Below are 25,665 nucleotides of genomic sequence, written 5' to 3'. Positions count from 1 at the left end.
TCACTAACGCTTAATGACATTAGCGATAGAAATTTTCAGCCATGCCTAGTAATCGCAGGTCATGACCCCGTACCGATCGCGGACACCGTACGGCCCGCACTCGGGCGAGCGGCTGGACCGCGGAGACCTGTGCGCCGAGGCGATCCGCCCGGCGCGCCTGCCGGCCGGGCTCATGCCCGACGAGCCGGAGGTCCTCGGGCTGCCGACGTCACGCCGCGGCCCGTCACCCCGCCCCCGGGATGCGCATACGGCTCTCGCCGGAGAACGGGGAACCCTTTCACCTCCCCTTCTCGCACCCCTTCCCGGGGAAGCCGGCGGTCCGGTCCAGCCCGATTCGGAACCGCGAGCCCGGTAGTCCACGACCTGGCCCTCGGTCGCTCCCAGCCCCGTGCGGGCCGCGTAGGAGACCGAGGAGAGCTTCTCCCCGGTCCTCGGATCGAGGATCTGCCGGTAACGGACCGGCAGATCCTCGCCGGAGTACACCAGAAAGCCCTCCGGCCCGCCGAAATCCACGGAGATGCCCCTTCTGCCCGGGGGTCCGTCACCGCGCCCACGACCTTGGTGGTCGGCAGACCGGCCAGGACGCGGATGACCGCGGCGCGCTGGGCGGGGCTGAGCGGCATGCCCAGGAGATTCGCGGTGACGGGGAGGAACTCCTCGAAAGACTGCGTGAAACCGCGCCTGTTCCAGGTCTCGTGGTAGGCGCGGAGCCGCTTCCTGAGCTCGGCCGGCTCGGTGGGCAGCGCCGCCAGATCCGCCATGGTGAACTCGCCGACCGTCGTGTCGGGATAGGTTCCCGCGGGGTCCGTCCGCAGGGTGTACCGGCAGTCCTGCGATTCGGCGGCGACCGGCACCGAACCGCACGGCTCCCCGTCTCGCGATACCCCTTGACCCGGGCGGGGGATCCCGCCGCCCGCCAGCGACGCTCGTCCGCGGCGGTGGCCGGGCGGGCGCTGCCCCGCCACGGCCGCATGAGCACCGGATCGGCGGGGTCGCGCGGCTGCCAGGTCTCCCTCCGGTCGACCACCGTGAGCGTGTAGCCGCCGCTGAACAGGTGACCATCGTCGACCGCCGCCTCGCGCCAGTAGGCGCCGCCGCCCGCGGGAAGCTTCTCGATCCTGCCGGCCAGGTCGAACAGCTCCTGGTTGGCCCTCGACGGCGTGAGCACGGCGACGCGCTCGGTGGCGTGGTCGCCCGCGTCGGCGGCCTCCTCGAGCCAGGTCCGCAGCTCGGCTTCCAGGGATTCGCGCCGGGCGGTCTGCCGGAAGCCGTCGCGCAGGATGTTGCGGGCGAAGCGGAGGAGCCAGGGCAGCTGCGCGTGGTCGGGGATGTCGTCTAGCCGCCGCCAGGCCATCAGGAAGGTCTCGCTGACCACTTCCTCCGCGAGTTGGCGTCCGGCGCGGCTTGCCGCGTAGCCGTACACCCGCGCCTGGTAGGTGGTGTAGAGCGCGGTGAAGCGCTCATGTGGGTTCGGCAAGCCGGTTTCTTCGGTCGGGACACGTCCGTCGTAGAGCATGTGGCCCGGAGGAAGGCTTTCTTACAGTCCGGTTCCGCTCCTTCCGAACGGTCCGGTCCCGGGATCCCGTCCGGACCCGGCTCCGAACGGACCGGCGGGCGTCCCGGGGAACCGGATCACGCGGAACCGGATCACGCGGAACCGGATCACGCGGAACCGGCCGCCGGACGCAGCCGGGGGCCCGGCACGTACGGCACCGCGTCGGGGATCAATCGGCGGGGACGTCGCAGGGCGCCCGGCGGGTGACGTCGCCGACCGGGCGGAGACGGCCGGCACGCGAGGGAGCGGATCAGGCGAAGGCACCCGACGCGCGGTGGAGCGCTCCGTACGGCAGGCATCCGCCGCCGAGCACGAACCAGACGATCTTCCCGCCGGACTCCGGCCAGGACACGCCCCATTCGGCGGCGAGGGCGTCGACGATCTGCAGCCCCCTGCCGCCGGTGGCCTCCATGTCCGCCTCGCGCATCCGGGGCGCGCCCGTGCCCGGGTCGAAGAGCTCACCGTACACGTGGGCGCCGTCGCCGCCGAGGCGCAGCGCGCAGGCCGCGCCCCCGTGGCGGACGGCGTTGGTGACCAGCTCGCTCACGATGAGCACGCAGTCGTCCACCAGGTCTTCGGCGCCCCAGCCCGGGAGCTCACGGCGCACCAGGGAACGGGCCTCGCGCACGCTCGCGGGGGCCGCGGCCAGGAGGCCTTCGAAGGTGTGGACGAGATCTGCTGGCGCCATGAGCGAGCCGTTCTGGGGGGACACTGGCTTCTCCTCAGCTATGGGAGCGCTCCCATAGCAAATGTAGAACATCCACCCCGGGGATGTGAACCGCTCACGACATTCTCGTTTCGAAAATATGTCGAAATGTCACCTGAGCTGCGGGAGGACCTTCGCACCGAACGCGTCGATGAACGCCGACTGCTCCTGGCCGACGTGGTGCAGGTAGATCTCCTCGAAGCCCAGTTCGGCGTACTCGTTGATCCGGGCCGCGTGCCACCCCAGATCGGGGGAGACGTTGACCACTTCGGCGACCCGGGCGGGCGCGACCTCCTCCGACACCACGTCGAACAGCTCGGCCGTGTCGAGGTCCCAGCAGACCGGGGGGCGGAAGACGTTGCTGCGCCACTGCTCGTGGGCGACCGCCTCGGCCTCCTCCCGGCTCTCCGCCCAGCTCAGGTGGACCTGGAGCGCGAGCTTTCCGCGGCCCCCCGCCTCCCGGTAGGCGTCCGCGACCTCGCGCAGCGTCTTCAGCGGAGCGTTCACGGTGATCAGCCCGTCGGCCCACTCGGCGCACCACCGGGCGGTCTCCACGCTCACCGCCGCCCCCACCAGTTTCGGCGGGGTCTCCGGCCGGGTCCACAGGCGGGCCCGGTCCACGGTGACCAGCCCGTCGTGGCTCACCTCCTCGCCCGCCAGCAGCGCCCGGATGACGTCGACGCACTCGCGCAGCCGCGCCGTGCGCACCGCCTTGCGCGGCCAGCGCTCCCCGGTGATGTGCTCGTTGCTCGCCTCCCCGGTGCCCAGCGCGGCCCAGAACCGGCCGGGGAACATCGCGCCGAGGGTGCCGATCGCCTGGGCGATGATCGCCGGGTGGTAGCGCTGCCCCGGCGCGTTGACCACGCCGAACGGCAGGCCGGTGGCCTGGAGCGCCGCCCCCAGCCAGGACCAGGCGAAGCCGGACTGCCCCTGCCGCTCGCTCCACGGCGAGAAGTGGTCCGACGACATCGCCGCCGCGAAACCCGCCTGCTCGGCCCGCGTCACCGCCTTCAGCAGCTCGGCCGGGTGGATCTGCTCGTGTGATGAGTGAAAGCCGTAGGTCGCCATGGTCTCCATCGCTACCCAGCCGACGGCGCTCCAGACCGCCCCGGGCGGCCCTTCTCCGGCCGACCGGCCGACCGGTCAGCCGCTCCCCTCGCGGCCGGCGGGGCCGTCCCCGTGGGCGGCGAGCGCTCGCGGGCCGATCACCGTCACCGGGCAGCAGGCGTGGTGCAGCACGCCGTGGCTCACCGATCCCAGGAAGAGTCCCGCGAGCGCCCCCTTCCCGTGGGATCCCATGACGAGCAGGTCCGCCGCCTCCGAGGCGTCGACGAGCGCCTGGACCGGGTGGCCCATCACCTGCTCGTGGACGATCTCGAGCTCCGGATGCGCCTTGGCGACCGGGCGCACCGCCTCCTCCAGGATGCGCGTCCAGACGCCCTCGATCTGGGTGAGGTCGAAGAGCGACGGCGGGAGCAGGGTGGACGCCGCGACGGGCAGGTTCCACGCCAGGAGCGCCCGCAGGCGCGCCCCGCGGACCGACGCCTCCTCCGCGGCGAACCTGAGCGCCTCGGCCCCGGCGGGCGACCCGTCCACGCCGACGACGACCTCCCCGAACTCCCGCCCCGGCTCCACCGGGCCGCGGATCACCGCCACCGGGCAGGAGGCCTGGGAGACGATCTTCAGCGCGACGGATCCGAGCAGCAGGCTGGAGATCCGGCCCTCCCCGCGCGAGGCGACCACGAGCAGGTCCCCCGGCCCGGCCTCGGCGGCCAGCGCGTGCGCGGGCTCGCCGAAGGCCATCGCGTCGGCGACCTCCACCCCCGGCGCGGACTCACGCGCGTGGGCCACCGCCTGGTCGACGATCTCGCGGCCGTTGTGCCACATCCACTGCCGCACCTCCTCGATCTCGCCGTCCGTCCGGGAGTGCAGCCACTCGTGCACGACGTGCACCACCCGCACGGGGAGACCGCGGCGCCCCGCCTCCCGCACCGCCCACTCCACCGCGCGGAGACTGTTCGCCGACCCGTCGACCCCCACCACCACATGTTCCATGGCGGTGCCCATACCCAGTCGTGTACGGACCGTCACAGCCTCCGGCGGGGTCCGCGGACGGACCGCCGGGACGGTACCACCGGTCCGATGGAGCCCCGCCGGACCGCGCCGTTCCGGTGAAAGCCCGGCGATCCGCGCCGGGCCGCGCACGGACCACCGCAATCCGCCTGCAACCGGTGTGAAAGCAGATCGCGGTTACCTGTCGGCGGCAGCACGGACGCGGCGCTCCGGAGCGCCACCGCGGAACGGTGGCCCTGAGCGGCATATCGGAGAGGACGAGGGAACGTCGATGGCACGCATGGGCAAGCTGGGTGTGGGGGTCGGGATCTGCGGGGGCCTCCTCCTCGCGGCGGGGGTCACCGGGATGACCATGTGGCCGATGCCCGCCTGGGCCACTCCGGCCTTCGTCGTCGGGATGATGACGACCTTCGCCGGGGTCTTCACCTCGGCCTGGTCGTTCCACACGACGGCCTTCCGCCGGGGGATGTCGGTGTTCGAGGAGCAGCTCGGCCCGGAGAAGTCCGGCGGGCTCTTCGGCATGGTCCGGGACCTGCAGGACATGGCCCGGGGCAACGGCGACCTGCTCGCCGGCGGGTTGCCCGCCACCGCCGTCGTGCTCTCCATGAGGGACACCGGCATGACCCTGAACGACCAGCCCATGGTCGGCTTCGAGCTGGAGGTCCGCCCCGGGGGCGCGGCCCCCTACCGGGTCGCGCACCGCGAGACCCTGCCCCGGCTGCTCGTCGGCGCGGTGCTGCCCGGCTCCGTGCTGTCCGTGCGGATCGACCCGGCGGACCCGCGGCGGCTGGCCGTCGACTGGAACCGCGCGCCCGGCCGGGAGGAGCCGGTGGTCGCCGAGCACCTGTCCGCGGCCGACCTGCTCGCCCGGGGCCTGCCCGGCACCGCCACGGTGATGGGCACCTTCGACCTGAACGGCATGACCGCCGACAACGGCGACCCGATCGTGGGGTTCGTGCTGCAGGTGGTCCCCGACGGCGGGGGCGCACCGTACCAGGTGCGGCTCGGCCACCGCGTGCCCCCGGCCCACCTGCACCGTACGGTGCCCGGCACCCGGCTGCCCGTCCGGATCGCCGCGGAGGACCCGGAGAAGGTCGCCGTCGACTGGGAGGGCGAGGCCGCCGCCCGCGCGAAGACCGCTCCGACGGCGTTCTGAGACCGGTCCCGCCGAGGGTCCCGCCGCCGCGCCCACGACGGCTCTCCGGGTGGACGGGCCCTCACGATGCGCCCGGCACGGGAGAGGTCACCGCGCCGTGACGGGTGTGAGCTCGTCGGCCACCTGCCGGGTGACCATCCGGCCGATCATCGCGACGAGCTTGCGGGGCCGTCTCGGCATCAGGTGGGACACCGCGAAGTTGCCGAGGCCCGGCACCACGTAGCCCCGGTCGCGGTCGAGCGCGCGCAGCGCCGCGGCGACGACCCGCTCCGGCGTGCTCATCTTCGCCCCGATCGCCGCCTTCCGCGTGCCGATCCCGTCGAAGAACGCCGTCTCGACCGGGCCCGGCGCGACGGCCAGGACCTTCACCCCGGTGCCGCGCATCTCGCTCCACAGGGCGAGGCTGAAGTTGAGGACGAAGGTCTTGGAGGCCCCGTACGTCGCGAAGTAGGGGGTGATGTTGAACCCCGCGGTCGATCCCACGTTGACCACCGCCCCGGAGCCCCGCGCGAGCATTCCGGGCAGGAAGGCGTGGGTCAGGCCCACCAGGGCCACGACGTTGACCATGAGCTCGTCGTGCTCGCGCTCGGCCGCGATGCCCTCGAAGCGCCCCGCCGTGCCGAAACCCGCGTTGTTGACCAGCAGGTCGATCGTGATCTCCCGGGCGGCGAGCGCCTCGGCGACCCGCGTGGCGGCGTCGGGCGCGGACAGGTCCTGCGGGACGACCTCGACCCGGACTCCGTAGGCGCCCCGCAGCTCGGCGGCCAGCGCCTCCAGCGCGGGCACCGAGCGGGCGACGAGCACTAGGTGGTGGCCGCGGGCGGCCAGTCGACGGGCGAACTCGGCACCGATGCCGGAGGAGGCGCCGGTGACCAGGGCGGTGGTGTTCTGCGGCTTCATGAGAGAGAACGTATCAGATAAACACTGATCTGCAACAATTAGTCTCACTTACGCGTCGGAGCCGAGCGAGGTTGTAGCGTCTTCCCATGAGCGGTACAGCAGGCAGGCCATTGCGGGCGGACGCCGAACGCAGCATCAAAGCGATCATGAGAGCGGCCGAGGACCTGCTCGGCACCAATCCGGCCGCCACCATGGAGCAGATCGCCGAGGCGGCGGGGGTGGCGCGGGCGACCGTGCACCGCAGGTTCGCCAGCCGCGAGGCGCTGCTCGAGACGATGGAGGTCACCGCCTGGCGCGAGATCGAGCAGGCCGTCGAGGCCGCCCGACCGAAGACCGCGCCCCCGCTGGTCGCCCTGCACCAGGCCACCGCGAACATCCTGCAGGTCAAGCCGGGCTGGCGCTTCACCCTGACCCGCCCGGTGCCGCTCAGCCCGCGGGCGCAGGCCGTCCACGCCGCCGTGATGGCGAACTGCGAGACGGTCTTCGCGAGGGCCGTGGAGTCCGGTCTGCTGCCGCCGGACATCGACACGGCCTGGACCAGGCAGGCGTACCTCGCCCTGCTGGGCGAGGCCGCGCACCACACCGGCCGGGACGCCGGCACCGCCTGCGCCGTCCGGGCCACCGATCCCGACGCCCTCGCCACCCTCGTCATCGACACGCTGATGTACGGCCTGGCCCGGCCGGCGCCGCCGCAGAACCACCGCACGGGACGGGACGGCTAGCGCTCGGCGACGCCCTCCCGGGGCCGGGTCCCCGATCCCGGCGGGCCGGGCCCTTCGTCCCCGCTCCCCTCCGCGGCCGGGCGGGCGGCCGGTCGGACGGGTCCCGCCGTTCGTCGCGGCCGCGCGGGCGTCGGCCTGGTCGAACCCCGACCGCCGCCGGACGGCGGCCGAAAGGCCCTGCCGCCGGGGACCTCCGCCCCTCCTCGCCGGACCCGCCCGGCGATGGAATGGAGGGGCGGGAGATCCCGGGCCGGGAGACGGATCCGGCCGGGCGACCGCGCCGAACCGCGGGGCCGCGCGGGCGGGCCGGCGCAGGCCGGGGTCCCGTCCCCGCTTCCCCCGACGCCCCACCGGAGGTTCACCGTGAAGATGACCGTCAAGGACGTCATGACCGCCGAGGTCGCGGCCGTGCGGGCGAACGCGCCCTTCCACACGATCGCCGCGCTCCTCATCGACCGGGGCGTGAGCGGCGTCCCGGTCGTGGACGCCGCGCAGCGGGTGGTCGGTGTCGTGTCCGAGGCCGATCTGGTCCGCAAGGAGGAGTTCAAGGAGCGCTACTACGGCGAGGCGTACCGCCCGCCGCTGCGCACCCGGCTCCGCCACCGCCTGGGCGAGGACGGCGACGTCGAGCGCCGGGCGGCCGGGGACACGGCCGAGGAGCTGATGACCTCCCCCGCCGTCGTCACCACCCCCGACTCCTCCATCGTGCTGGTCGCCCGCATGATGGACCGGCACGGCGTCAAGCGGCTCCCCGTGGTCGCCTCCGACGGCACCCTGGTCGGCATCGTCAGCCGCCGCGACGTGATCCGCGTGTTCGTGCGCAGCGACGCCGAGATCGAGCGCCGCGTCCGCGACGACGTCATCGTGCGGAACCTCTGGGCGGATCCGGAGACCGTACGGATCACCTCGCGGGAGGGGGTCGTGACGATCTCCGGTGAACTGGAGACGCGCAGCCAGGCCGCCGCGGCCGTCCGCGTGACCCGCAACCTCGACGGGGTCGTCGACGTCGTCGACGAGCTCTCCTGGCGGACCGACGACACGGTGCCCGTCCCGGTCGTCTGGGGCGGAGCCTGAACTCCGTCGCGTCCGGACGGACCGGAGACGCCGGAGGGGACAGGAACCCCGGACGGACCGGAGACCCCGGAGAGGGGAAGGGCTCAGAAGGTGTGGCCTTGGCCGGAATCCTCGGTCCCGTGCGACCTCTCCAGCTCGGCCTCCAGGCCGGGGACCAGGCGTTCGAGGGCCTCGTGCCACTCCCGGTGGCGTCCGGGGTGTTCGACCATGGCCCCGCAGGTCCGGCACAGGGGCAGCGGATTGATCGTCATATCGTGATCCCTCCGGGGGTGGGCGATCGGCGTGCACGGTCAACTGCCCTCCAGCGGGCCTTCCTATCGCGATCGCCGCGGGAGAAGCCGTTCCGGCCGCCCGGTCCGGGAGCCCGGATGAGTCCGGGAGCCAGGGGGCCGGAGGTGCCGGGAGTCGGGGATACCGGGGTACGGGGCTACCGGCGGCGCAGAGGGTCGGCGGGAAGTCAGGAGTTCAGGAGAAGACGTAGCACTCCACCTCGGCCCTGCGCTGCGTCAGCCCGCCCGTCACCCACTTCTCGACGCACCCGCGCTCCCGCGCGCTGAGCGGGAGCCGGCCGCACACGGTGACGCCGGAGTACGTCCGGCAGTCCAGGTCGCGGTTCTCCCGCCCCACCCGGTAGTCGCGCCGGACGGCCGCCAGGCACTCCTCCCGCAGCCCGGCCGTGTCGGCGTACCGGCACTGGCCGGTCAGGATCCGGTGCTGCTCCGCGCTCACCTCGGCCCCGCCCGCGGAGGACCCGTCAGGAGACCCGCCCGGCGTCCGGTCCGGGGTCCGGTCCTTGTCGGCCCCGTCCGGCTTCGCCTCGTCCGGCCGAGCCGGGTTCACCGCCGTCCCCGCCGCCGGGACCTGCGGCGGCGCCTGCGCCGGGGCGCTCTCCGGTCCGGAACCGCAACCGGCGGCCGCCATGGTCAACGCCAGCACGCAGACGAATGCTCTCATATCGTGACCCCCGGCCCAGAGTAACCCGAGCCAGGTCTGATCCCGGAAAACTCCACGCATCGCTTGGGTAGGCGGACCTCGCCCCGGCCCGGCCGGGCCGCCCGCTCCCGGCGACCCGGCGACCCGGCGACCCGGCGACCCGGCGACCCGGCGACCCGGCGACCCGGCGACCCGGCGACCCGAAGAGCATGACAGAGGCCCCGGGCGTCCGCGCACGGAAGAAGCCGGACGAGGAAAGGAAAGAGCCCGGGTCACAGGTGACCCGGGCTCTCCGCCGGTGCGCCGCCAGGGACTCGAACCCCGGACCCGCTGATTAAGAGTCAGCTGCTCTAACCAACTGAGCTAGCGGCGCTTGACCAGCAAAAGACTACAGGACTCCGCCCGGTGGTCCGTACATCACACGACATGTACGGAGTTCGGCGCTCCGGCGCTTCCCGTGTCCGCTGCGGTCCCGGCGTTCCGCGCTCACGGCCAGGCCGGGTCGCCCTCCGAGTCGACGGGGTCGGAGATCACGCCCAGCCGCTCCAGCAGGATCAGGAAGGTCGAAGCGTACGGCGAGTCCCGGACGACCGCCGCCACCCGGTTCCAGTCGACCTGCTCGCGCAGCGCCCGGACCTGCGGGAGCAGGGAGCCGTAGTCGCAGGCATGCTCCGAGAGCGGCAGCAGCCACGAGATCACCAGGTCGGTCGCCTCCAGGACGGGCACGATCACCGCGGAGGCCTTCAGCGGCTCGGCCCGCTCCAGCAGCGCGGGGGTGACCGCGTTGTCGGCGATCCGGAAGATCAGGTCCACCAACCGGCCCTCATCGTAGGCTTTGACCAGCCAGTCCTCCGGCGGTTTGGCCGTGGTGAAGCCCAGTTCGCTCAGTGCCTCCAGGGCGGTCGGCACGTCCTCCTGCGGCAGGACGAAGTCGACGTCGTGCAGCGAGGGTGCGGCCCCGCGCGCGTAGGCGGCGCATCCGCCGGCGAGCGCGAAGCGGACACCGGCGTCTTTGAGCGCACTGCTCGATCGCTTCAACGTCTCCAGAATGGCGTCGGTGACCTCATGGCTGTGGCTTCCCATAAACGAGTGGCTACCCCCTGGACCGGCCGGTAGTCCCCAGGTATGACCTGGGTAAGCCCGGGTAATGGACTTCGATGATTCAACCTGAAGAAGTCCGTACAGAACCCCCCGCACCCGGTGAGAGTCACAAGGAGCGCGTTGACCGCGAATTGACCGAGCTGCTCCAGGGGCTGCGCGTCGCGGTCACCGGGGTGCAGGTCCTCTTCGCCTTCCTGCTGACGCTGCCCTTCTCCGCCGGTTTCGGGAAGGTGGACACCCTCGGCCGCTGGCTTTTCTTCATCTCGCTGCTCAGTTCGGCCTTCGCCTCGGTCTGCTTCATCACGCCGGCCGCCCAGCACCGCCTGCTGTTCCGCACGGGGCTGAAGGAGAGGATGCTGCACCGCGCCAACGAGCTCGGCATCGTGGGTGCGATCGCGCTCGCCGTCGCGATGACGAGCGCGGTCGCGCTCGTCACGGAGACGGTGATCCCGGGCTGGCCGGCGGCGGTCTTCGGCGGGGCCGTGGGGCTGCTCAGCGCCTGGCTGTGGTTCGTCCAGCCGGTGATCGATCTTTACCGGGACAAGGACGTTAGTTGACGGTTCCCTGGGGCAGTCGCCTTTCATGGCTACCTTGCTCTGGATCATCGCAGTCGTACTGGTCATCTCCGGGATCTACGTGATCCTGGCCCGCCGCGACCTCCTCTGGGGGATCGTGCTCATCGTGCTCGGCTTCCTGGTCGGTCCGGGGGGTGTGAGCATCTTCAACGTCTGACGCGGGCCATGGCCCGCCGACACCATCGCATCGAAGTCCCGTCACAGAGTCCAGATCACAAGACCTAGCGGGCCGGGTTCCCACCCGGCCCGCTTCCGTGTCCGCCTCCCGCCGCCGTTCCCGGGACCGCCGCGTTCGAGGTCTTTCCGGGATCTGCGCCTCAGGACCGCCGCGTTCGGGGACTTTCCGGGACCTCGCCCCAGGACCGCCGCCACCGTCGGCTCAGCGGTCCCGGCGGCGCCTCCGGCGGCCGGCGGCTCAGCACCGGCCGTCGCCGTCGCGGCGGCTCAGCACTGGCCTTCGCCGTCGTGGCAGTAGACCGCGTAGGCCCGGCCCAGCACCGGCAGCGCCACGTTGCGCACCCGGATCCCGCCGGGCGTCATGCCCTTCTCGGTCCCCTTGTGCGCGTGGCCGTGCACGATCAGGTCGGCGCCTTCGGCGTCCACGGCCTCGGCCAGCAGGTAGCTGCCCAGGAAAGGGTAGATCTCCAGCGGCTCGCCCTCCAGTGTGTCGTTGACCGGAGAGTAGTGCGACAGGACGACGCGCACGTCGGCCTCGGTCTCCTTGAGCGCGCGCCGCCAGCGGTCCGCGATCCGCTTCGTGTGGTTCACGAACGCCTTGATCTCCGGCTCCCCGAACTCGCTGGCGCACTTGCCGGCGAACCCGCCGCCGAATCCCTTGCCCCCGACCACGCCGAGCCGCGTCCCGCCGATGTCGAGCACGACCGCGTCGTCGTGGAGCACCATGATCCCGGCGTCGCGCAGCAGAGCCGCGATCTCCGCGGGCCGGTCGGAGTGGTGGTCGTGGTTGCCGAGCACGGCGACCACCGGGATGGGCAGGTCGCGGAACTCGTCCGCCACCACCTGGCCCTCCTCCAGTGTGCCGTGCCGGGTCAGGTCTCCGGCCAGTAGCAGCACGTCGGCCTTGTCCTCGATGCCGGCGAGATGCTCACGGTAGCGGCCCCGGACGTCCTCGCCCAGGTGCACGTCACCGACCGCCGCGATGCGCAGCTTGCTCACAGCTTCTCCTCCCCTCCCGGTTCCCGGATGTCCGCCACGGTGAGCTCGTTGCGGACCGCCAGTCCGGGAGCCGCCTCCTCCGCCACACCGGCGATCAGATCGCGGCGTTCCTCGGAGGTCACCTGACCGCGCAGGAAGAGCTGCTCTCCCCTGACGTCCACCCGGATGCCGAGTTCGGTGGTGCGTTCGTCCTCCGCCAGCGCCTGTTGCACCCGCGCGGCGACGTACTGCGGAGCCTCCATGATCGAACTCCTTTCGCCCTCAGAACAGATCGCCTTCCCGCGATGCCGGAGGGCAAACGGAGGGGGAGACCGGCCGGAGGCCGTACCGTCCGGTCCCGGGCAGGCGAAAACCCCGGCGCCGTACTGGGGCCGGGGCTTTCGCCGCGGGCACACGGAAGCCCCGGCGCCCTCCTCGGGGCCGGGGACCTCGCGCGGGCCGTGCCGGCGGCCCTACTTCCCGGTGGCCTGGTGCAGGCTCCGGGACGTGGAGCGGTCGATCGCCGCCTTGACCATGCCGTAGATCGCGCCCTGCACGGCCGCCGCGACGAGGATCTCGCCCCAGCCGTACTCCTCGGACGTGGCCTGCGGCGCGTCGTCCTTGCCCGCCGCCAGCTTCCAGACCTGCTTGAAGATGGCTCCGGCGACGAGGCCGCCGAGCATTCCGCCTGCGGTCCCCACGCCTCGGGATACGAGAGTGCTCAATGTCCGTCCTCCGTCTCACGTTGCGGGAATCTCACACGACCGGCGGGTCGTCGTAGTGACGCTCTTCGTAGACGCGCCGGTGGGTCACCGGGTCCTCCTCGACGACCACCGTGGTGGGCGCGATGGCCCTGCGGGCGACGTTCATCCGGTAGATGGCGATCAGCAGCCAGACCAGGCCGCCCAGCATCAGGATGACGCCGAGGATGTTGATGTCGAACCCCGCGAGATCGAATTCGACCGCCCATGTGAAGATGGCGCCGAGCATGATGAGGATGATTCCGCCTGCGATGGTCATGGGATTTCCCTCCTTCGTGCCAACGCCACTTCACCTATCCCCCACACGGATCTCAAACGTTGACCTCGGAGGCCGCCGTGAAATTCAACCGTCCGATCGTCGTGACGGGCCTGATGGGCGCGGGCAAGTCCTCCGTGGCCCGCATCCTGGCCGCGGAGCTGGGACGCGAGCTGCGTGACAGCGACCCCGACCTCTCCGCCCGGTACGGCGGCGCCACGGCGGCCCAGACGGCCGAGCGGGAGGGCGTGGCGGAGCTGCACCGCCGGGAGGCCGAGCACCTGCGCGAGTCCCTCGCCGAGCAGCCGCCCCCGGTGATCGCCGCGGCCGCGAGCGTGGTGGAGGACCCGGTCTGCCGGGAGGCGCTGGCCTCCGCGCTGGTGGTCTGGCTGGACGCCCCGGCCGAGGTCCTCGCCGAGCGGATGCTCTCCGGCGGGCACCGCCCGCACTTCGAGCCCGACCTCGACGTGATGCTCACCAAGCAGCGGGCCCGCAGGGGGCCGTTCTTCGCCGAGGTGGCGGACCTGACCTTCGACGTGTCGGCGGCCGAACCCGCGGAGGTGGCCTCCTCGGTGCTCGCGTCGCTCGGCGACCGGTGACCCGTACCCCGCCCGCCCCGCCCCGCGCGCCGGACGGGCCGGACGGGCCTAGCGCGTCGGATGGGCCGGGTGGTCCGGGCGTGCCGAGCGGCCCGGGCACGCCGGATGGGCCGGAGCACGCCGCCGGTTCATCCCGGGAGCGTCTCCCCGCCGATCGGAGCCAGGACCTCCCCGGTGTAGTAGGAGGAGAGCCGGTCTGAGGCGAAGAAGACGTACGACGGCGCGATCTCGTCGGGCTGGGCGGGGCGCTTCATCGGCACCTGCTCGCCGAACTTGCCGACCTTCTCCTCCGGGAAGGTCGCGGGGATCAGCGGCGTCCAGACCGGCCCCGGCGCCACCGCGTTCACCCTGATGCGCCGCTCGACCAGGGTCTGCGCGAGCGAGTAGGTCAGGGCGTTGATCGCCCCCTTGGTCGCGGAGTAGTCGATCAGGGTCTTGTTCCCGCGCAGCCCGTTGATCGAGGAGGTGTTGACGATGGCGCTCCCGTCGGGCATGTGCGCGAGGGCCGCCTTGGTCACCCAGAAGTAGCTGTGGATGTTGACGGCGAACGTGCGCTCCCACTGGGAGTCGGACAGCTCCTCCAGCGACTCCACCGGCGCCTGCGTGGCGACGTTGTTGACCAGCACGTCGAGGCCGCCGAGCGCGGAGACGGCCGACTCGACCACCTGCCGGCAGTGCGCGGCGCTCGCCAGGTCGCCCGGGAGCAGCACGCAGCGCCGCCCCTCCTTCTCGACGAGGCCCTTGGTGTGCTCGGCGTCCTCGTGCTCATCCAGGTAGGCGATGGCGACGTCGGCGCCCTCCTTGGCGAACGCGACCGCCACGGCCCGCCCGATGCCGGAGTCGCCCCCGGTGATCAGGGCGCGCTTGTCGGCGAGGAGGTCGCGGCCGGCGTAGTCGCGCATCTCGTCCCTGGGCTCGGGTGTCATCGCCCCGCTCTCCCCGGGGTAGGGCTGGGTCTGGGGCGGCGGCGTGCTGCTCTGTTCCTGTGGCATACGGCCCGCCTACCCGATGTCCCGCGCCGCATTCCGCCGTACCCGGCACGGCGTCCCGCCGCTCTCCGGCCTTCCCCGGCCTCCCACGGTTCTCCCGGGCCCCGGCGGGGTTCCGGCCGGGGCCGCGGGGCCGTACGGCCTCAGCCGCCGAGCAGCTCCAGCATCCGCTCGACCTGTGCCGTGCGGGAGGCGTCGATCCGCCCGGCCAGCTCCCTGATCTCGGGATGCAGCCCGGCGATGGCCTCCGCCCTGGCCAGCTGCGCCGCGTCGTCCTGGTGGGCGATCATCATGTTGAGGAAGGTCCGCTCGAAGTCGGCGGGGGCCGCGTCCGCGACCGAGGCGATCTCGCGCGCGGCCGTCTCCGGCATCCCGCCGTGCGCGGCGTGCTCGTCGGGCGGCGCGGTCGGCGGCTGGCCCCAGTCGCGCAGCCTGCCCGCCATGGCGGCCGTCTCGGCCTCCTGCGTCACGGCGATCGCCGCCGCCAGGGTGCCGACCTCTTCGCGGACCTCCCGGCCCCGCGCCAGCCGGGCCAGCTCGACGCCCTGGCCGTTGTGGACCACCATCATCTGCAGGAACATCACGTCGGCGGAGTTGAAGCCCCGGGCGGCGCCGGCCGCGGCCGCCCGCTCGGCCATCGCCTCCCGCGCCCACCGGCCCTCGGAGGCACCGCAGCCGCCGACGGCCACGAGGGCCGCGACGGCGAGCAGGGCCACCGGGAGGGCCGGTGGGACACGCCGCGCTCCGCACTCCGCACGGGGTCGCGTCATGGCGGTCGGATCAGAGACGCTGCCAGAGAGCCGGGACGTTCGGCGGTTCCCAGCCCGTCAGGGAGGTGTGCGCCTGGCGGCACTGGTAGGTCGCCCCGCCGTAGGTCACCCGGACGCCCGCCGCGTAGGCGGTGCCGGGGGCCCAGGTGCCGCCCGGCTGCGAGGTCGGGGTGGGCGTCGGGGTGACGGTCGGCGTGGGGGTGGGCGTGACCGTGGGGGTCACGGTCGGGGTGGGCGTCGGGGAGGGGTTGGAACCGCCGCCGAAGTCGACGTCGCTGCAGGTGTAGAAGGCCTCCTCGCTGCCCACCACCCGCTGCCAGATCGAGTAGATCAGGGCGCGGCCGCTCCGCTGCGGGAGGTTGATCGTCCAGTTGGTGTAGGTGCCGGGGTTCTGGTTGTTGAAGGTCCTGATGTGCTCCAGGTCCGACCAGCGCAGCGGCTGGGCCGGGTTCCAGCCCGGCTTGGTGATGTAGAACTCGAAGTTGCTGTTCGCGTGCGGCGCGGTCGCGTGGTAGGTGATCGTCAGCGGTCCGGGGCTGACCCGGGTCGCGGGCCAGTCGGTGCGGGCGAGGTTCAGCCCGCGGTACTTGTCCCGCCCGGCGCCGCAGAGCTGGCCGTCCGGGATGATCTCGCGGTGCCGCCCGCCGGCGTCGAGCCGGGACACCTCGTGCCAGTCGTAGAACGCCTGGGTCCCGCCGGCCGCGACGGCTGCCTTGCACGCGGCGGACTTGGGGTTGTCCGGGCCCTCGGTCTTGCAGACGTAGGCGCGGCTGGGCGGGTTCGACATGGATCCGTGGGCCTGCGCGGGGGTGGTGGGGATCACGGCCAGCAGGGATCCGAGCATGAGGGCGGCGGCCCCGGTGGCCGCCTTGGGTCGCACGTACACGTGGACGCCTCCTGATTGGGGGAAATGGAGGTAGAGCATGTCCAACGGCCGACGGATAGCACGTTATTAATAGGAAACCTTACTAAGAATTCCTGCCGGGGGCCACCCTCCCGCCCTCAGCCCACGGTCAGGACCACCTTGCCCCGCCCGTGCCGCGCCTCGACCTCGCGGTGGGCCTCGGCGGCCCGCTCCAGCGGGTAGGCCCGGCGGACGTGCCAGGCCAGGGCGCCGCGGACGTGCAGTTCGGCGAGCTCCGCCAGTCGGGAGGCCAGGCGGACGCCCCGGGTCGTCTGCACGCCCAGTCCGGCGGCCCGGCCGTGCTCCACCAGGGTGACGATCCGCTCGGGCGCCACCAGCCGCAGTGAGACGTCGAGCGCCTCGCCCCCCGCCCCGTCCAGGACCGCGTCCACCCCGCCGGGGGCCGCGGCGCGGACCCGCTCCTCCAGGCCCTCGCCGTACGTCACCGGGACGGCGCCGAGGGAGCGCAGGTAGTCGTGGTTCTCCTGGCGCGCGGTGCCGATGACGACGGCGCCGCGCGACCGGGCGAGCTGCACCGCGGCGGTGCCGACCGCCCCGGCGGCGGCGTGGACCAGGAGCGTGTCGCCCTCGCCCGCGCCCAGCTGCTCCAGCGCGATGTGAGCGGTCTGGGTCCCGGCGGTGAAGCCGCCCGCCACCTCCCACGACATGCCCGCCGGCTTGGGCGTGACGTTCTCCGCCGGGACCACGACGTACTCGGCGTAGCAGCCCAGCAGGTCGAAGCCGAGCACCTCGTCGCCCGGCGCGAACCCGGTCACCCCGGCGCCCACCTGGTCGACCACCCCGGCGAACTCGTTCCCCGGCACCCGGGGCAGGTCGCCGGAGACCCCGGGCGGGGCCCAGCCCTGCCGCACCGCCACGTCGAAGGGCTGCACGCCCGCCGCCCGCACCCGGACCCGCACCTGGCCGCCGCCCGCCTCCGGGGTCTCCATCTCCATCGCCCGCAGCACCTCGGGGCCGCCGAACTCGGAGAACGCCGCCACCTTCATCTCAGACTCCTTCGTCTCGTCCGTGTCACCCCCGACCCTGCAACCTCGACCGAGGTCGAGGTCAATTCCGGACGTCCACCACCGCGCTCTCCCCGCCTGACGTGGCGCGACGTGACGGATACAAGAAGTGAGTCCGCTATCCTCCCGCTATGCCGGACGGGGACGATTTCACGACGCGCTACCGACTGCTGCACCGGTTGGGCAGCGGTGGGATGGGCACCGTGTGGCTGGCCAGGGACGAGATGCTCGACCGCGAGGTGGCGGTCAAGGAGCTGACGCCGCCTCCCGGGATGAGCGAGGCCCAGCGCGTCGAGGCGGTCGCGCGCGCCGTACGGGAGGCGCAGGCCACCGCGCAGCTGCGCCATCCGGCGGTCGTCGCCGTGCACGACGTGGCGGTGCACGACGGCAAGCCGTGGATCGTCATGGAGCTGCTGCGCGGCCGCACCCTCGCCGAGTTCGTCAAGGAGCGGGGACCTCTCCCGCCCGAGCAGGCGGCCGCGCTCGGCGCGCAGCTCCTCGACGGGCTGGACGCCGCACACGCCCGCGGCATCCAGCACCGCGACGTCAAGCCGGGCAACGTCTTCTTGACCGACTCGGGGCGGGTCGTCCTGACCGACTTCGGCATCGCCCGGTTCGCCGGTGACACGACGCTGACCCAGGCCGACCTGCTCATCGGGTCGCCCGGCTTCATCGCCCCGGAGCGGCTCGACGGCGAGCCGGGCGGGCCCGCCTCGGACCTGTGGTCGCTCGGCGCCACCCTGTACCTCGGGGCCGAGGGCGTCCCGGCCATCGAGGGCGAGGCCATGGTGCGGCTGAGCGCGACGCTCTCCGGCCGGATCAGGCCGCCGCACCGGTCCGGCGCGCTCGGCCCGGTCCTGATGGCGATGATGGCCCGCCACGCCGCGCAGCGCCCGGACGCGCAGACCCTGCGCGGGCTGCTCGCCCAGGTCGCCGCCGGGCACGCCCCCCAGGTCCCGTCCCCGCCGCCGCCCGTCCTCCCCCCGCCGCCGCGCCCGCACGAGCAGGTGCACGGCCTCCCCTCCCCGCAGACCCACGGTCACCCGGTCCCGCAAGCCCAGGGTCACCCCGCCCCGCACGGTCCCGGTGCCGAGCCGGACGCCCCCGGGGCCGCTCCGGTGCGGCGCCGGGGCGGGCTCCGCCTCTGGGCGGCCGTGGCGGCCGTCGCCTGCGTCGCAGGCGCGGGAGCGGGAGCGGCGCTGGCGCTCACCACCGGGCCGGGCGAGCGCACCTCGTTCGACGAGCCCGTGGACTTCTGCAAACTGCTCACCGCCGAGCAGGTCCGCCAGATCATGGGCGTCGCCCAGCCCCCGGCCGGCCGCCCGGACGACGGCGGCTGCGCCTGGACCACCGAAGACACCGGGATCGCGCTGATCCCCGTCACCGACAGCGACACCCCGCAGCCGTGGGCGCTGACCCCGGAGTCGGCGCGCACGCTCTTCGCCAACCTGGACCGGGAACACGCCAAGGCGTCCCAGGTCACCTGGGAGTGGAAGGAGATCGGCGTCAGCGGGGCGACCGCGGAGCGGACCGTCCGCCGGGCGGTGCCGGGCCTGGGCGAGGAGGCCTTCGCCTACGATCTGGCCTCCGCCGGAGGCCGCACGCACTCGGGCATCGTGACCTTCCGGCTGCTCGACCTCGTCGTCGAGGCCCAGTACTCCACGCGCTCCTCCCGGCCCTCCGACGACGACATCAGGAGCGGCGCGCTGGCGGTGGCGCGGCAGGGCGAGGCGGCGCTGCGGGGCCTGAAGTGACCGGCCGCACCCTGGCCGGCCGGTACCGGCTGGTGGAACGGCTCGGCGAGGGCGGCGCGGGCACGGTCTGGCGGGCGCACGACGAGACGCTCCGCCGCGACGTCGCGGTCAAGGAGCTGCGTGGCGGCGCCGGGTTCGCCGAGCGGGCGATCGCCGAGGCCCGGGCCGCCGCCCGGGTGAACCACCCGGCCATCGTCATGGTCCACGACGTGGTGACCCACGGCGGCCTGCCGTGGATCGTGATGGACCTGATCGACGGCGTCTCCCTGGACCGGCTGATCGAGCAGGGCCCGATCCCCGCGCCCCGGGTCGCCGCGATCGGGCTGCGGGTCCTGGCCGCGCTGGAGGCCGCGCACGCGCACGGCATGCTGCACCGCGACGTCAAACCGGGCAACGTACTGGTCGAGCGGGACGGTACGGCGGTGCTCGCCGACTTCGGCATCGCGGCCCCGATGACCGGCGAGCAAAGCCTGGCCGACCGGGCCGGCTCCGCCGGGTACACCGCCCCCGAGCGTCTCCGGGAGGAGCCGGCCGGGCCGCAGTCCGACCTGTGGGCGCTGGGGGCGACGCTGTACGCGGCGGTGGAGGGCCACGCTCCCTTCCGCCGCGACCATCCCGCCGCCGTCGCCGCCGCGGTGCTGATGCACGATCCGCCCGCACCGGTCCTGGCCGGGCCCGAGCTCGGCGGGCTCCTGCTCGCCATGCTCGCCAAGGATCCGGCCCGGCGCCCCGCCCCCGCGGCGGTCCGGCAGGTCCTCGACCGGATCGCCGCCACGACCTCCTACCGCTCCGTCGCCACCGCGCCGGTCGCCCCGGCCGTCCCGCACGGAGCCCTGCCCGCTCCGCACGGAGTTCGGCCCGTCCCCGCGAGGGCGGGCCGGCGCCGCCGGCTCCGGGTCGCCGCCGCCGTGGTGGCGGTCTCCGCGGTCGCCGGCGCGGCGATCGCCTGGAGCACGGTCGTGTCGCCGGGCGACGGGCCGGACCGGGGGCGGTTCGCCGCCGCGCCGGAAGCCTGCGACCTGCTCACCGTCGAACAGGTCCGCGAGTTGGTCGGCCAGGTCACCGATCCGAGGATGACCAAGGTGGACGAGTGCACGTGGAACTACCTGAAGAGGGGCGTCCCCTACCGCTGGATCAGTGTGCAGACGCAGGCCGTACCCCCGCACGGCGAGACTCCCGCGCCCGAGGCGGCGCGGCTGCTCTTCGAGGACATGCGGCGGGAGACCGACTCCGAGGCGGGCGGCGACACCGCGTTCGGCCGCCAGACCAGGTCCCGGGTCCGCGCGCTGCCCGGCGTGGGCGAGGAGGCGTTCGCCCGGGACTACGTGAGGGAGGGTACGAACATCTCCCGCACCGTCTGCAGCGTCTGGCTCCGCGTCAGCAACCTGATCGTCAGGGTGGAGTGGACCCGCGCCGAGGACGGCGGGGTCCGCCCGGCCGACCAGCGGACCGTGCTGCGCGCCGCCGAGCGGGTGGCGGCCGGACTCGTCACGCCCGGACCGTCCGGGCCGTCCGGCGGTTGAGCCGCGCCCCCGTCCCCCACAGGAGGTCCCCGTGAGTTCCGGCAGTCCCGAGCCCCCCGCCACCCCGGCCACCGCACCGGCCGAGTGGGGGCCGACCGTCCCGTCCCCGGTTCCGTCGCCGGGGCCCCGGCGGTGGCTGCCGCCCGTGGCGGGCGTGACGGCGCTCGCCCTGGCCGCGGGCGGAGGCTCCTACCTGCTGGTGAGCTGGCTGAACGCCGCCGGGGCCCCGGCCCCCGCCGCGTCCCCGGCCGCTCCCGCCTCCCAGGGCCCCGCGGGACCTCCGGACGTCTGCGCCATGCTCGACCGGGTCGACGTCGACCGCCTCGTCCCCCAGGCGAAGGTGAGCGACTCCACCAACGACAACCGGGCCTCCTCACCGGCCTATGTGAACTGGAGCTGCTCCTGGCAGAACATGAACTACTCCTACGGCGAGTACCGCCGGAGCCGGCAGATCAACGTCAAGGTCACCCAGTACGAGGGGGAGAAGACGGAGACCGCCGACACCGTCGCCCGGCGGAACTACGGCTACGACCTCGAATCGGCCCGGTACGCCGAGAACCACCCCCAGAAGGACTACTACTATTCCGCCGTCCGCAAGCTCCAGGGCGCCGGCGACGAGGCGCACGTCCAGTACACCTGGTCCAAGGGGAAGACGAAGTACGCCTTCGGGACGGGGTTCGGCCGGGTCGGCGACGTGACCGTCAAGGTGGAGTACCAGGCCGACCAGCAGCCCAAGGACGTCCCGCTCTTCTCCGACGAGGGCAAGCAGTCCGTCACCGAGCAGAACGCGCTGCGGGAGGCCGAGCTCCTGATGCGACAGGTCTCCGAGGCCGTCGCCGCCTGGCGGCAGGGCAGGCCGTACGCCCGCTCGGCCCCCCGGCCGACGTCCTCGCCGACCCCCTCCCCCACGCCCACCCCGGTGGAGATCGCCTTCCCGAAGGTCTGCGCCGAGGTGACTCCGGTCGCGGCGCCGCTGGTCCCCGGCGCGGCGCTCAAGTCGGAGCGCACGCAGAGCGGCGACCGGACGGCCGTCACCTGCCGCTGGAACAACCGGGAGATCCCCGCCGGAGGGAAGCACCGGCTGCGCAGCGTCTTCGTCACCTTCACCACCTTCGTCGACCGCGTCGGGAAACCCGATTCCTGGGCGGCCAAGCAGCACTACATCGACCGGCGGGCCGAGGCGAAGGAGTGGGAGGGCAGTGGGTTCCAGGGGCTCTTCTGGTACAAGGTGACCGAGCCCAAGGGCTGGGGTGAGCGGGCGTTCCACCAGTACCGGAAGAACCGGACCCCCAGCGCGCACGTCGGGGTGGCCGACGCGGTGGTGCTCTCCGGCCCGACCGTGGTCGAGGTCTCCTTCGGCGGCTCCGACCGCCCCGAGGGCACCGGGATCAACGACCCGAAGTCCGTCCTCATGCCGCAGCAGGAGGTCGTCACGGGTCTCGTCCCGGTCACCGAGGCGGTCCTCGAGTCCTTCCGGCGGAACGGGGTCCGCTAACGATGCCCGGTCCGGACCCGGCGCTCCGGCGGCGATGGGCGGCGCCCGTCGCGGCAGGGGCGGCCGCGCTCGCCGTCACCGGCGGCGTCCTCGTCCACCTGGCGGCCGGATCCGGCGTCCCGGAAGGCCCCGCCGGGGACCCCGCCGCCTCCTCGTCGCAGCCCCCGGTACGGCCCGCCGACGGGGATCCCGACGTCTGCGCCATGGTCGGCGGCGCCGAGCTCGCCCGGCTCGTCCCGCAGGCGGCGGTGAAACGCGGAGAGAGGGACGATGCGCTGTCCACCGTCTGGAACTGCTCCTGGAACGACTCCGTCCACCCCGCCGGGGACCACACCGAGCAGGCCACCATCAGGGTCCAGGTGATGCGGTACAAGGAGCAGTACGGCCTGACCGCCGAGGAGCGGGCCCGGGCCGGTTACGCCCTGCACCTGCGGATCGCCCGCACCGGCGCCACCGCCCCGGCCGGCGACCACCGGATCTCCTCCGTCACCCCGCTCACCGGGGTCGGCGACGAGGCGCACGTCCGGCACACCCGGTCCACCGCCTCCCTCGCCACCGGCGACGGCTTCGGCCGGGTAGGGGACGTCCTCGTCACGGTGGAGTACCGCGCCGTCCGGTGGCCGGGCCGCGGCCCGCGGCCCTTCGGCGGCGGGCAGGACCGGCCGGTCCCCGTCGAGGACGCGCTGCGGGAGACCGAGCTCGTGCTCCGGCAGGTCTCCGCGGCCGTCGCGACCTGGCGGCGGGGCAGGCCGTAGCCCGGCCCTCCTCTTCCCGGACCAGCCGGAGGCTCCGGTTCCGCCGCTGCGAGGACGTCGAGCGAGAGCGGCGGATCGCCTGTCGTGTCCGCCGTACGACCGTCCGCACCTCCTGAGGAGTACGACACCATGGTTGCACTTTTTGCACTTGAGCTGCGATCCTGGCGAGGAACCCCAGGAAGGAGAAGTGCGGCATGACAGTCACAGCTGATGCCCTGATGCCCGACCCGGAGGAGTCCGGCGCCCTTGAGAAAGTGACGCGCACACTGCACCGGCAGGGAAATCCACGACTGCGGCTCGTCCGAGGAGACTCGGAGACTGAACTCCCCCCCTCTCTCGAGTCGGCTCTGGTACGGATCGCCGAGTTGATGTCCGCGGGCCGCGGCGTGGCCATCGTGCCCGTGGACCGGGAACTGACCACCCGGGAGGCCGCAGACCTGCTCGGTGTCTCACGGCCGACGCTGATCAAGCTCCTCGACGACGGGCAGATCGGTTTCACCCGCCCCAACAACAGCCGGCGCATTCCGCTGCACGAGATTCTCGACTACAAGGAACGGCGCAGTCGCCGGAGGAAGGCCCTTCTGGACGAGATGACCGCCGATGCCGTCGACACGGGCCTTTATGGCGTGCCGTCTTCAGACGCCGGGTGACCGCCGCGCATGACCATCGCGATCCTGGATGCCAACGTACTGATCCCCAACGCTCTGTGCGATCTGCTGCTCCGGCTCGCCGAGGAGAACCTCCTCCAGCCGCGATGGTCTCCCCACATTCTCACGGAGGTACAACGGCATCTGCCCTCGGCGGATCCGAAAGTCCTCAGCAGGAGGGTCGATGCCATGAACGCGGCCTTCGAGAGCGCGATGGTGACCGGCTACGAGCGGCTGATCGCTGAGATGACCAACCATCCCAAGGACCGGCACGTCCTGGCGGCCGCGGTCCACGCCGACGCCGACCTGATCATCACCTGTAACCTCCGGGACTTCCCCGACGAGTCCTGTGATCTCCACGGCATCGAGGTCCAGCATCCCGACGACTTCCTCCTGGACCTGCTGGACCGGGAACCCGGGACGATCGACCAGGTGATCCGCGAGCAGTCGGCCGCGACCGGACGATCCGGCCCGAAGCTGACACCGCTGGATGTCATGCATTACCTGGCGGCGGCGGGGGCGAAACGGTTCAGCGCCTCTTTGGTCGCCCGCTTCGAACATGATTGGAATCAGCAGGTGGAGTCCGAAGGCTGACGCCACGGGTGCGCTTCACCGACCGGGAGCAGGGAGGTCGGCGCCCTCGGCGGGCCCGCCGAGCCCTTCGTTCACCGAAGTGGAGACGAAGGTCTCGATGGCGGTCAGGTCGTCGGGCTGCAACCCTCTGCGGGGCGAGGGTGCGATCAGCAGGGCCCGCCCGCCTTCGGTCAGCTCGTCGTAGACCGGTCCACAGGTGGGCGTTTCGACGTCGTCGGTCCAGACGAGCCGCCGTTCCTGCGCCAGGATCCGACGTGCGGCGGCGAGTTTGGCCTCCGCCGCGACGACGGCGGAAAGGTGGCCTGACCAGGCGCGGGCCAGCCGGGGCAGAGCGAACAGCCGCTCCATCTGGTCGGCGTCGGCGCACCAGGTGCTACACCAGCGGATCTCGACGCCTCCCGCCCGATGCAGTGCGCGGATGCGGTCGGTCAGAGCAGGCGCCCAGCGCATGCGGTAGGCGTCGCCACCGGAGTAAGCGGTTCCTCTGCGCGGGACACCGCCCCAACCGGGCCGGGCGACGTTGATCACACCATCGACGTCGAGCAACCACACCGGCCGATCCATCAGCCGGAATGGGTCGTGTGCGCGCGGTAGAGAGCGGACGTGCTCATGATCTGCCTCCTGGGACTGCGGAACGGAGCACTCCAGCATCCATCGTGAATGCACCGCATCACGTCACCCTGACATCGTCCCGCATCGACAGGCTTCGACGCGACTTGACAGATCACGACAGAAGTATCAAATTAGGCAAGGCTTTCCTTAATAAGGCATGCCTAACCTAATCGGAAGGTCGTGGAGTGGACGGGATCGGAGGCCGGGTCGCCCTGGTGACCGGGGCGGCCGGAGGCATCGGGAGAGCGGTCTGCGCCGCCCTGGCCGGAGCGGGGGCGCAGGTCGCCGCAGCCGACCTGGACGCCGTGCCGGCGGAGTCCGCAGGCGTTCCGGACGCCGCCGCGGCGGAGGAGCTCAAGGGCGCGACGCCGTACCGGCTGGACGTGCGCGATCCGCGCGCGGTCGAGGAGACGGTCGCGGCCGTCGAGCGGGACCTGGGCCCGATCGACATCCTGGTCAACGTCGCGGGCGTGCTCCTGCCCGGCCGGGCCGCGGAGACCGACGACGAGCGGTGGCGGCGGACCTTCGCGGTCAACGCCGACGGCGTCTTCCACGCCTCCCGCGCGGTCGCCGCCCGGATGACCCCCCGGCGGCGCGGCGCGATCGTCACCGTCGGCTCCAACGCCGCCTCGGTGCCGCGGATCGGCATGGCCGCCTACGCCGCCTCCAAGGCCGCCGCGGCCATGTTCACCCGCTGCCTCGGCCTGGAGCTGGCCCGCCACGGCATCCGCTGCAACGTCGTCTCCCCCGGCTCGACCGACACCGCCATGCTGCGCGCGCTGGCCGGGGACCGCGATCCCGAGGAGGCGCAGAGCGCCGTGCTCGACGGCGACCCGGCCGCCTTCCGGGTCGGCATCCCGCTCGGCCGCGTCGCCGACCCCGCGGACGTCGCCGACGCCGTCCTCTTCCTCGCCTCCGACCAGGCCAGGCACATCACCATGCACGACCTCCTCGTCGACGGCGGCGCGACCCTCCGCACATGACCGGACAGCACCCACCTCCGGCTGCGGCGCGGCCTCCGCGCCCGGCCG

At 72.9% G+C, this 25,665-nt stretch carries 30 protein-coding genes and 1 tRNA gene; 13 read left to right on the top strand and 18 right to left on the bottom strand.

From position 1 onward, the window contains the following. Positions 1 to 541: 541 nt before the first annotated feature. From IEZ07_RS04695 to IEZ07_RS04680, 4 genes are all read right to left on the bottom strand, one after another. On the bottom strand, positions 542 to 1,477 hold the full coding sequence (locus IEZ07_RS04695) for an RNA polymerase sigma factor (RefSeq protein WP_239319394.1): 936 nt from the start codon (positions 1,475 to 1,477) through the stop codon (positions 542 to 544). Between the two features lie 328 nt (positions 1,478 to 1,805). Next, positions 1,806 to 2,267: an ATP-binding protein gene (locus IEZ07_RS04690; protein ID WP_191893634.1), complete on the bottom strand. Its 462-nt coding sequence runs from the start codon at positions 2,265 to 2,267 to the stop codon at positions 1,806 to 1,808. Positions 2,268 to 2,372: 105 nt separating this feature from the next. Beyond that, positions 2,373 to 3,329, bottom strand: coding sequence for a TIGR03885 family FMN-dependent LLM class oxidoreductase (locus IEZ07_RS04685; RefSeq protein ID WP_191893633.1), 957 nt, complete (start codon positions 3,327 to 3,329; stop codon positions 2,373 to 2,375). 75 nt (positions 3,330 to 3,404) lie between these two features. After that, the gene (locus IEZ07_RS04680; protein WP_191893632.1) at positions 3,405 to 4,328 is read right to left on the bottom strand and encodes a universal stress protein; all 924 of its coding nucleotides are present in this window, start codon (positions 4,326 to 4,328) and stop codon (positions 3,405 to 3,407) included. 277 nt (positions 4,329 to 4,605) lie between these two features. Here IEZ07_RS04680 and IEZ07_RS04675 point away from each other — a divergent pair, with 277 nt between their 5' ends. After that, positions 4,606 to 5,490, top strand: coding sequence for a hypothetical protein (locus IEZ07_RS04675; RefSeq protein ID WP_191893631.1), 885 nt, complete (start codon positions 4,606 to 4,608; stop codon positions 5,488 to 5,490). An 87-nt stretch (positions 5,491 to 5,577) separates the two neighbouring features. On the opposite strand, the gene IEZ07_RS04670 is transcribed toward IEZ07_RS04675, so the two are convergent. Beyond that, the gene (locus tag IEZ07_RS04670) at positions 5,578 to 6,390 is read right to left on the bottom strand and encodes an SDR family NAD(P)-dependent oxidoreductase (RefSeq protein WP_191893630.1); all 813 of its coding nucleotides are present in this window, start codon (positions 6,388 to 6,390) and stop codon (positions 5,578 to 5,580) included. A gap of 86 nt (positions 6,391 to 6,476) precedes the next feature. On the opposite strand from IEZ07_RS04670, the gene IEZ07_RS04665 reads away from it, so the two are divergent. Further along, positions 6,477 to 7,112, top strand: a complete 636-nt coding sequence (locus IEZ07_RS04665) for a TetR/AcrR family transcriptional regulator (RefSeq protein ID WP_191893629.1) — start codon at positions 6,477 to 6,479, stop codon at positions 7,110 to 7,112. A gap of 369 nt (positions 7,113 to 7,481) precedes the next feature. Then, a complete protein-coding gene (locus IEZ07_RS04660; RefSeq protein ID WP_191893766.1) occupies positions 7,482 to 8,186 on the top strand; it encodes a CBS domain-containing protein in 705 nt (234 codons plus the stop codon). 83 nt (positions 8,187 to 8,269) lie between these two features. On the opposite strand, the gene IEZ07_RS04655 is transcribed toward IEZ07_RS04660, so the two are convergent. The 4 genes from IEZ07_RS04655 to IEZ07_RS04640 form a co-directional block, all read right to left on the bottom strand. After that, entirely contained in the window at positions 8,270 to 8,437 is a 168-nt protein-coding gene (locus tag IEZ07_RS04655; protein WP_157237477.1) for a hypothetical protein, read from the bottom strand. A 214-nt stretch (positions 8,438 to 8,651) separates the two neighbouring features. Next, positions 8,652 to 9,140: a hypothetical protein gene (locus IEZ07_RS35440; protein ID WP_239319398.1), complete on the bottom strand. Its 489-nt coding sequence runs from the start codon at positions 9,138 to 9,140 to the stop codon at positions 8,652 to 8,654. Between the two features lie 278 nt (positions 9,141 to 9,418). Next, a tRNA-Lys gene (locus IEZ07_RS04645) sits at positions 9,419 to 9,492 on the bottom strand. A gap of 113 nt (positions 9,493 to 9,605) precedes the next feature. Then, positions 9,606 to 10,157 (bottom strand): nucleotidyltransferase family protein, encoded by a 552-nt coding sequence (locus IEZ07_RS04640; RefSeq protein ID WP_230882396.1) that lies wholly within the window; start codon positions 10,155 to 10,157, stop codon positions 9,606 to 9,608. Between the two features lie 119 nt (positions 10,158 to 10,276). Here IEZ07_RS04640 and IEZ07_RS04635 point away from each other — a divergent pair, with 119 nt between their 5' ends. Both IEZ07_RS04635 and IEZ07_RS04630 read left to right on the top strand, forming a co-directional pair. Then, positions 10,277 to 10,777, top strand: a complete 501-nt coding sequence (locus IEZ07_RS04635) for a DUF6328 family protein (RefSeq protein ID WP_191893628.1) — start codon at positions 10,277 to 10,279, stop codon at positions 10,775 to 10,777. 25 nt (positions 10,778 to 10,802) lie between these two features. Beyond that, the gene (locus IEZ07_RS04630) at positions 10,803 to 10,952 is read left to right on the top strand and encodes a GPGG-motif small membrane protein (RefSeq protein WP_184719841.1); all 150 of its coding nucleotides are present in this window, start codon (positions 10,803 to 10,805) and stop codon (positions 10,950 to 10,952) included. A gap of 287 nt (positions 10,953 to 11,239) precedes the next feature. On the opposite strand, the gene IEZ07_RS04625 is transcribed toward IEZ07_RS04630, so the two are convergent. The 4 genes from IEZ07_RS04625 to IEZ07_RS04610 form a co-directional block, all read right to left on the bottom strand. After that, positions 11,240 to 11,971 carry a metallophosphoesterase family protein gene (locus tag IEZ07_RS04625; protein ID WP_204054244.1) on the bottom strand — a complete coding sequence of 244 codons (732 nt, stop codon included), beginning with the start codon at positions 11,969 to 11,971 and terminating at the stop codon, positions 11,240 to 11,242. After that, positions 11,968 to 12,213, bottom strand: a complete 246-nt coding sequence (locus IEZ07_RS04620; RefSeq protein ID WP_068897500.1) for a BON domain-containing protein — start codon at positions 12,211 to 12,213, stop codon at positions 11,968 to 11,970. The genes IEZ07_RS04625 and IEZ07_RS04620 overlap by 4 nt, the downstream gene beginning before the upstream one ends. 210 nt (positions 12,214 to 12,423) lie before the next feature. Next, entirely contained in the window at positions 12,424 to 12,675 is a 252-nt protein-coding gene (locus tag IEZ07_RS04615; RefSeq protein WP_068897501.1) for a DUF4235 domain-containing protein, read from the bottom strand. A 31-nt stretch (positions 12,676 to 12,706) separates the two neighbouring features. Continuing rightward, positions 12,707 to 12,970, bottom strand: a complete 264-nt coding sequence (locus IEZ07_RS04610) for a DUF6458 family protein (protein WP_068897502.1) — start codon at positions 12,968 to 12,970, stop codon at positions 12,707 to 12,709. Between the two features lie 77 nt (positions 12,971 to 13,047). On the opposite strand from IEZ07_RS04610, the gene IEZ07_RS04605 reads away from it, so the two are divergent. Further along, complete coding sequence (locus tag IEZ07_RS04605; RefSeq protein WP_204054245.1) at positions 13,048 to 13,566, top strand: shikimate kinase; 519 nt, start codon at positions 13,048 to 13,050, stop codon at positions 13,564 to 13,566. Between the two features lie 128 nt (positions 13,567 to 13,694). Here IEZ07_RS04605 and IEZ07_RS04600 read toward each other — a convergent pair whose 3' ends face one another. The 4 genes from IEZ07_RS04600 to IEZ07_RS04585 form a co-directional block, all read right to left on the bottom strand. Continuing rightward, positions 13,695 to 14,558, bottom strand: a complete 864-nt coding sequence (locus IEZ07_RS04600; protein WP_191893627.1) for an SDR family oxidoreductase — start codon at positions 14,556 to 14,558, stop codon at positions 13,695 to 13,697. Positions 14,559 to 14,698: 140 nt separating this feature from the next. Continuing rightward, positions 14,699 to 15,325 carry a DUF305 domain-containing protein gene (locus IEZ07_RS04595; protein WP_239319402.1) on the bottom strand — a complete coding sequence of 209 codons (627 nt, stop codon included), beginning with the start codon at positions 15,323 to 15,325 and terminating at the stop codon, positions 14,699 to 14,701. Positions 15,326 to 15,335: 10 nt separating this feature from the next. Continuing rightward, on the bottom strand, positions 15,336 to 16,211 hold the full coding sequence (locus IEZ07_RS04590) for a lytic polysaccharide monooxygenase auxiliary activity family 9 protein (protein ID WP_239319405.1): 876 nt from the start codon (positions 16,209 to 16,211) through the stop codon (positions 15,336 to 15,338). Positions 16,212 to 16,327: 116 nt separating this feature from the next. Beyond that, positions 16,328 to 17,236, bottom strand: a complete 909-nt coding sequence (locus IEZ07_RS04585; RefSeq protein WP_191893626.1) for an NADP-dependent oxidoreductase — start codon at positions 17,234 to 17,236, stop codon at positions 16,328 to 16,330. Positions 17,237 to 17,385: 149 nt separating this feature from the next. On the opposite strand from IEZ07_RS04585, the gene IEZ07_RS04580 reads away from it, so the two are divergent. The 6 genes from IEZ07_RS04580 to IEZ07_RS04555 all read left to right on the top strand — a co-directional run bounded on the left by IEZ07_RS04580 (position 17,386) and on the right by IEZ07_RS04555 (position 24,022). Beyond that, entirely contained in the window at positions 17,386 to 19,008 is a 1,623-nt protein-coding gene (locus tag IEZ07_RS04580; protein WP_191893625.1) for a serine/threonine-protein kinase, read from the top strand. Then, complete coding sequence (locus tag IEZ07_RS04575; protein WP_191893624.1) at positions 19,005 to 20,531, top strand: serine/threonine-protein kinase; 1,527 nt, start codon at positions 19,005 to 19,007, stop codon at positions 20,529 to 20,531. The genes IEZ07_RS04580 and IEZ07_RS04575 overlap by 4 nt, the downstream gene beginning before the upstream one ends. 31 nt (positions 20,532 to 20,562) lie before the next feature. Beyond that, on the top strand, positions 20,563 to 22,026 hold the full coding sequence (locus IEZ07_RS04570) for a hypothetical protein (protein WP_191893623.1): 1,464 nt from the start codon (positions 20,563 to 20,565) through the stop codon (positions 22,024 to 22,026). Positions 22,027 to 22,028: 2 nt separating this feature from the next. Continuing rightward, positions 22,029 to 22,781, top strand: coding sequence for a hypothetical protein (locus IEZ07_RS04565; protein ID WP_191893622.1), 753 nt, complete (start codon positions 22,029 to 22,031; stop codon positions 22,779 to 22,781). Between the two features lie 194 nt (positions 22,782 to 22,975). Then, positions 22,976 to 23,431, top strand: coding sequence for a helix-turn-helix domain-containing protein (locus IEZ07_RS04560; RefSeq protein WP_191893621.1), 456 nt, complete (start codon positions 22,976 to 22,978; stop codon positions 23,429 to 23,431). Between the two features lie 9 nt (positions 23,432 to 23,440). Further along, positions 23,441 to 24,022: a PIN domain-containing protein gene (locus tag IEZ07_RS04555; protein ID WP_191893620.1), complete on the top strand. Its 582-nt coding sequence runs from the start codon at positions 23,441 to 23,443 to the stop codon at positions 24,020 to 24,022. Between the two features lie 15 nt (positions 24,023 to 24,037). Here the strand turns inward: IEZ07_RS04555 and IEZ07_RS04550 are convergent, their stop codons facing one another. Next, complete coding sequence (locus tag IEZ07_RS04550; RefSeq protein ID WP_301549302.1) at positions 24,038 to 24,574, bottom strand: HAD domain-containing protein; 537 nt, start codon at positions 24,572 to 24,574, stop codon at positions 24,038 to 24,040. A gap of 245 nt (positions 24,575 to 24,819) precedes the next feature. Between IEZ07_RS04550 and IEZ07_RS04545 the strand changes: the two genes are divergently transcribed. Beyond that, on the top strand, positions 24,820 to 25,617 hold the full coding sequence (locus tag IEZ07_RS04545) for a 2,3-dihydro-2,3-dihydroxybenzoate dehydrogenase (RefSeq protein ID WP_191893618.1): 798 nt from the start codon (positions 24,820 to 24,822) through the stop codon (positions 25,615 to 25,617). Positions 25,618 to 25,665: the final 48 nt, after the last annotated feature.

The organism is Planomonospora parontospora (assembly GCA_014647935.1).
In the GTDB taxonomy this organism is placed as follows: Bacteria; Actinomycetota; Actinomycetes; order Streptosporangiales; family Streptosporangiaceae; genus Planomonospora; species Planomonospora parontospora.
The sequence above is the reverse complement of the archived record's forward strand: the minus strand, read 5'-3'. Positions and strand labels throughout refer to the sequence as shown.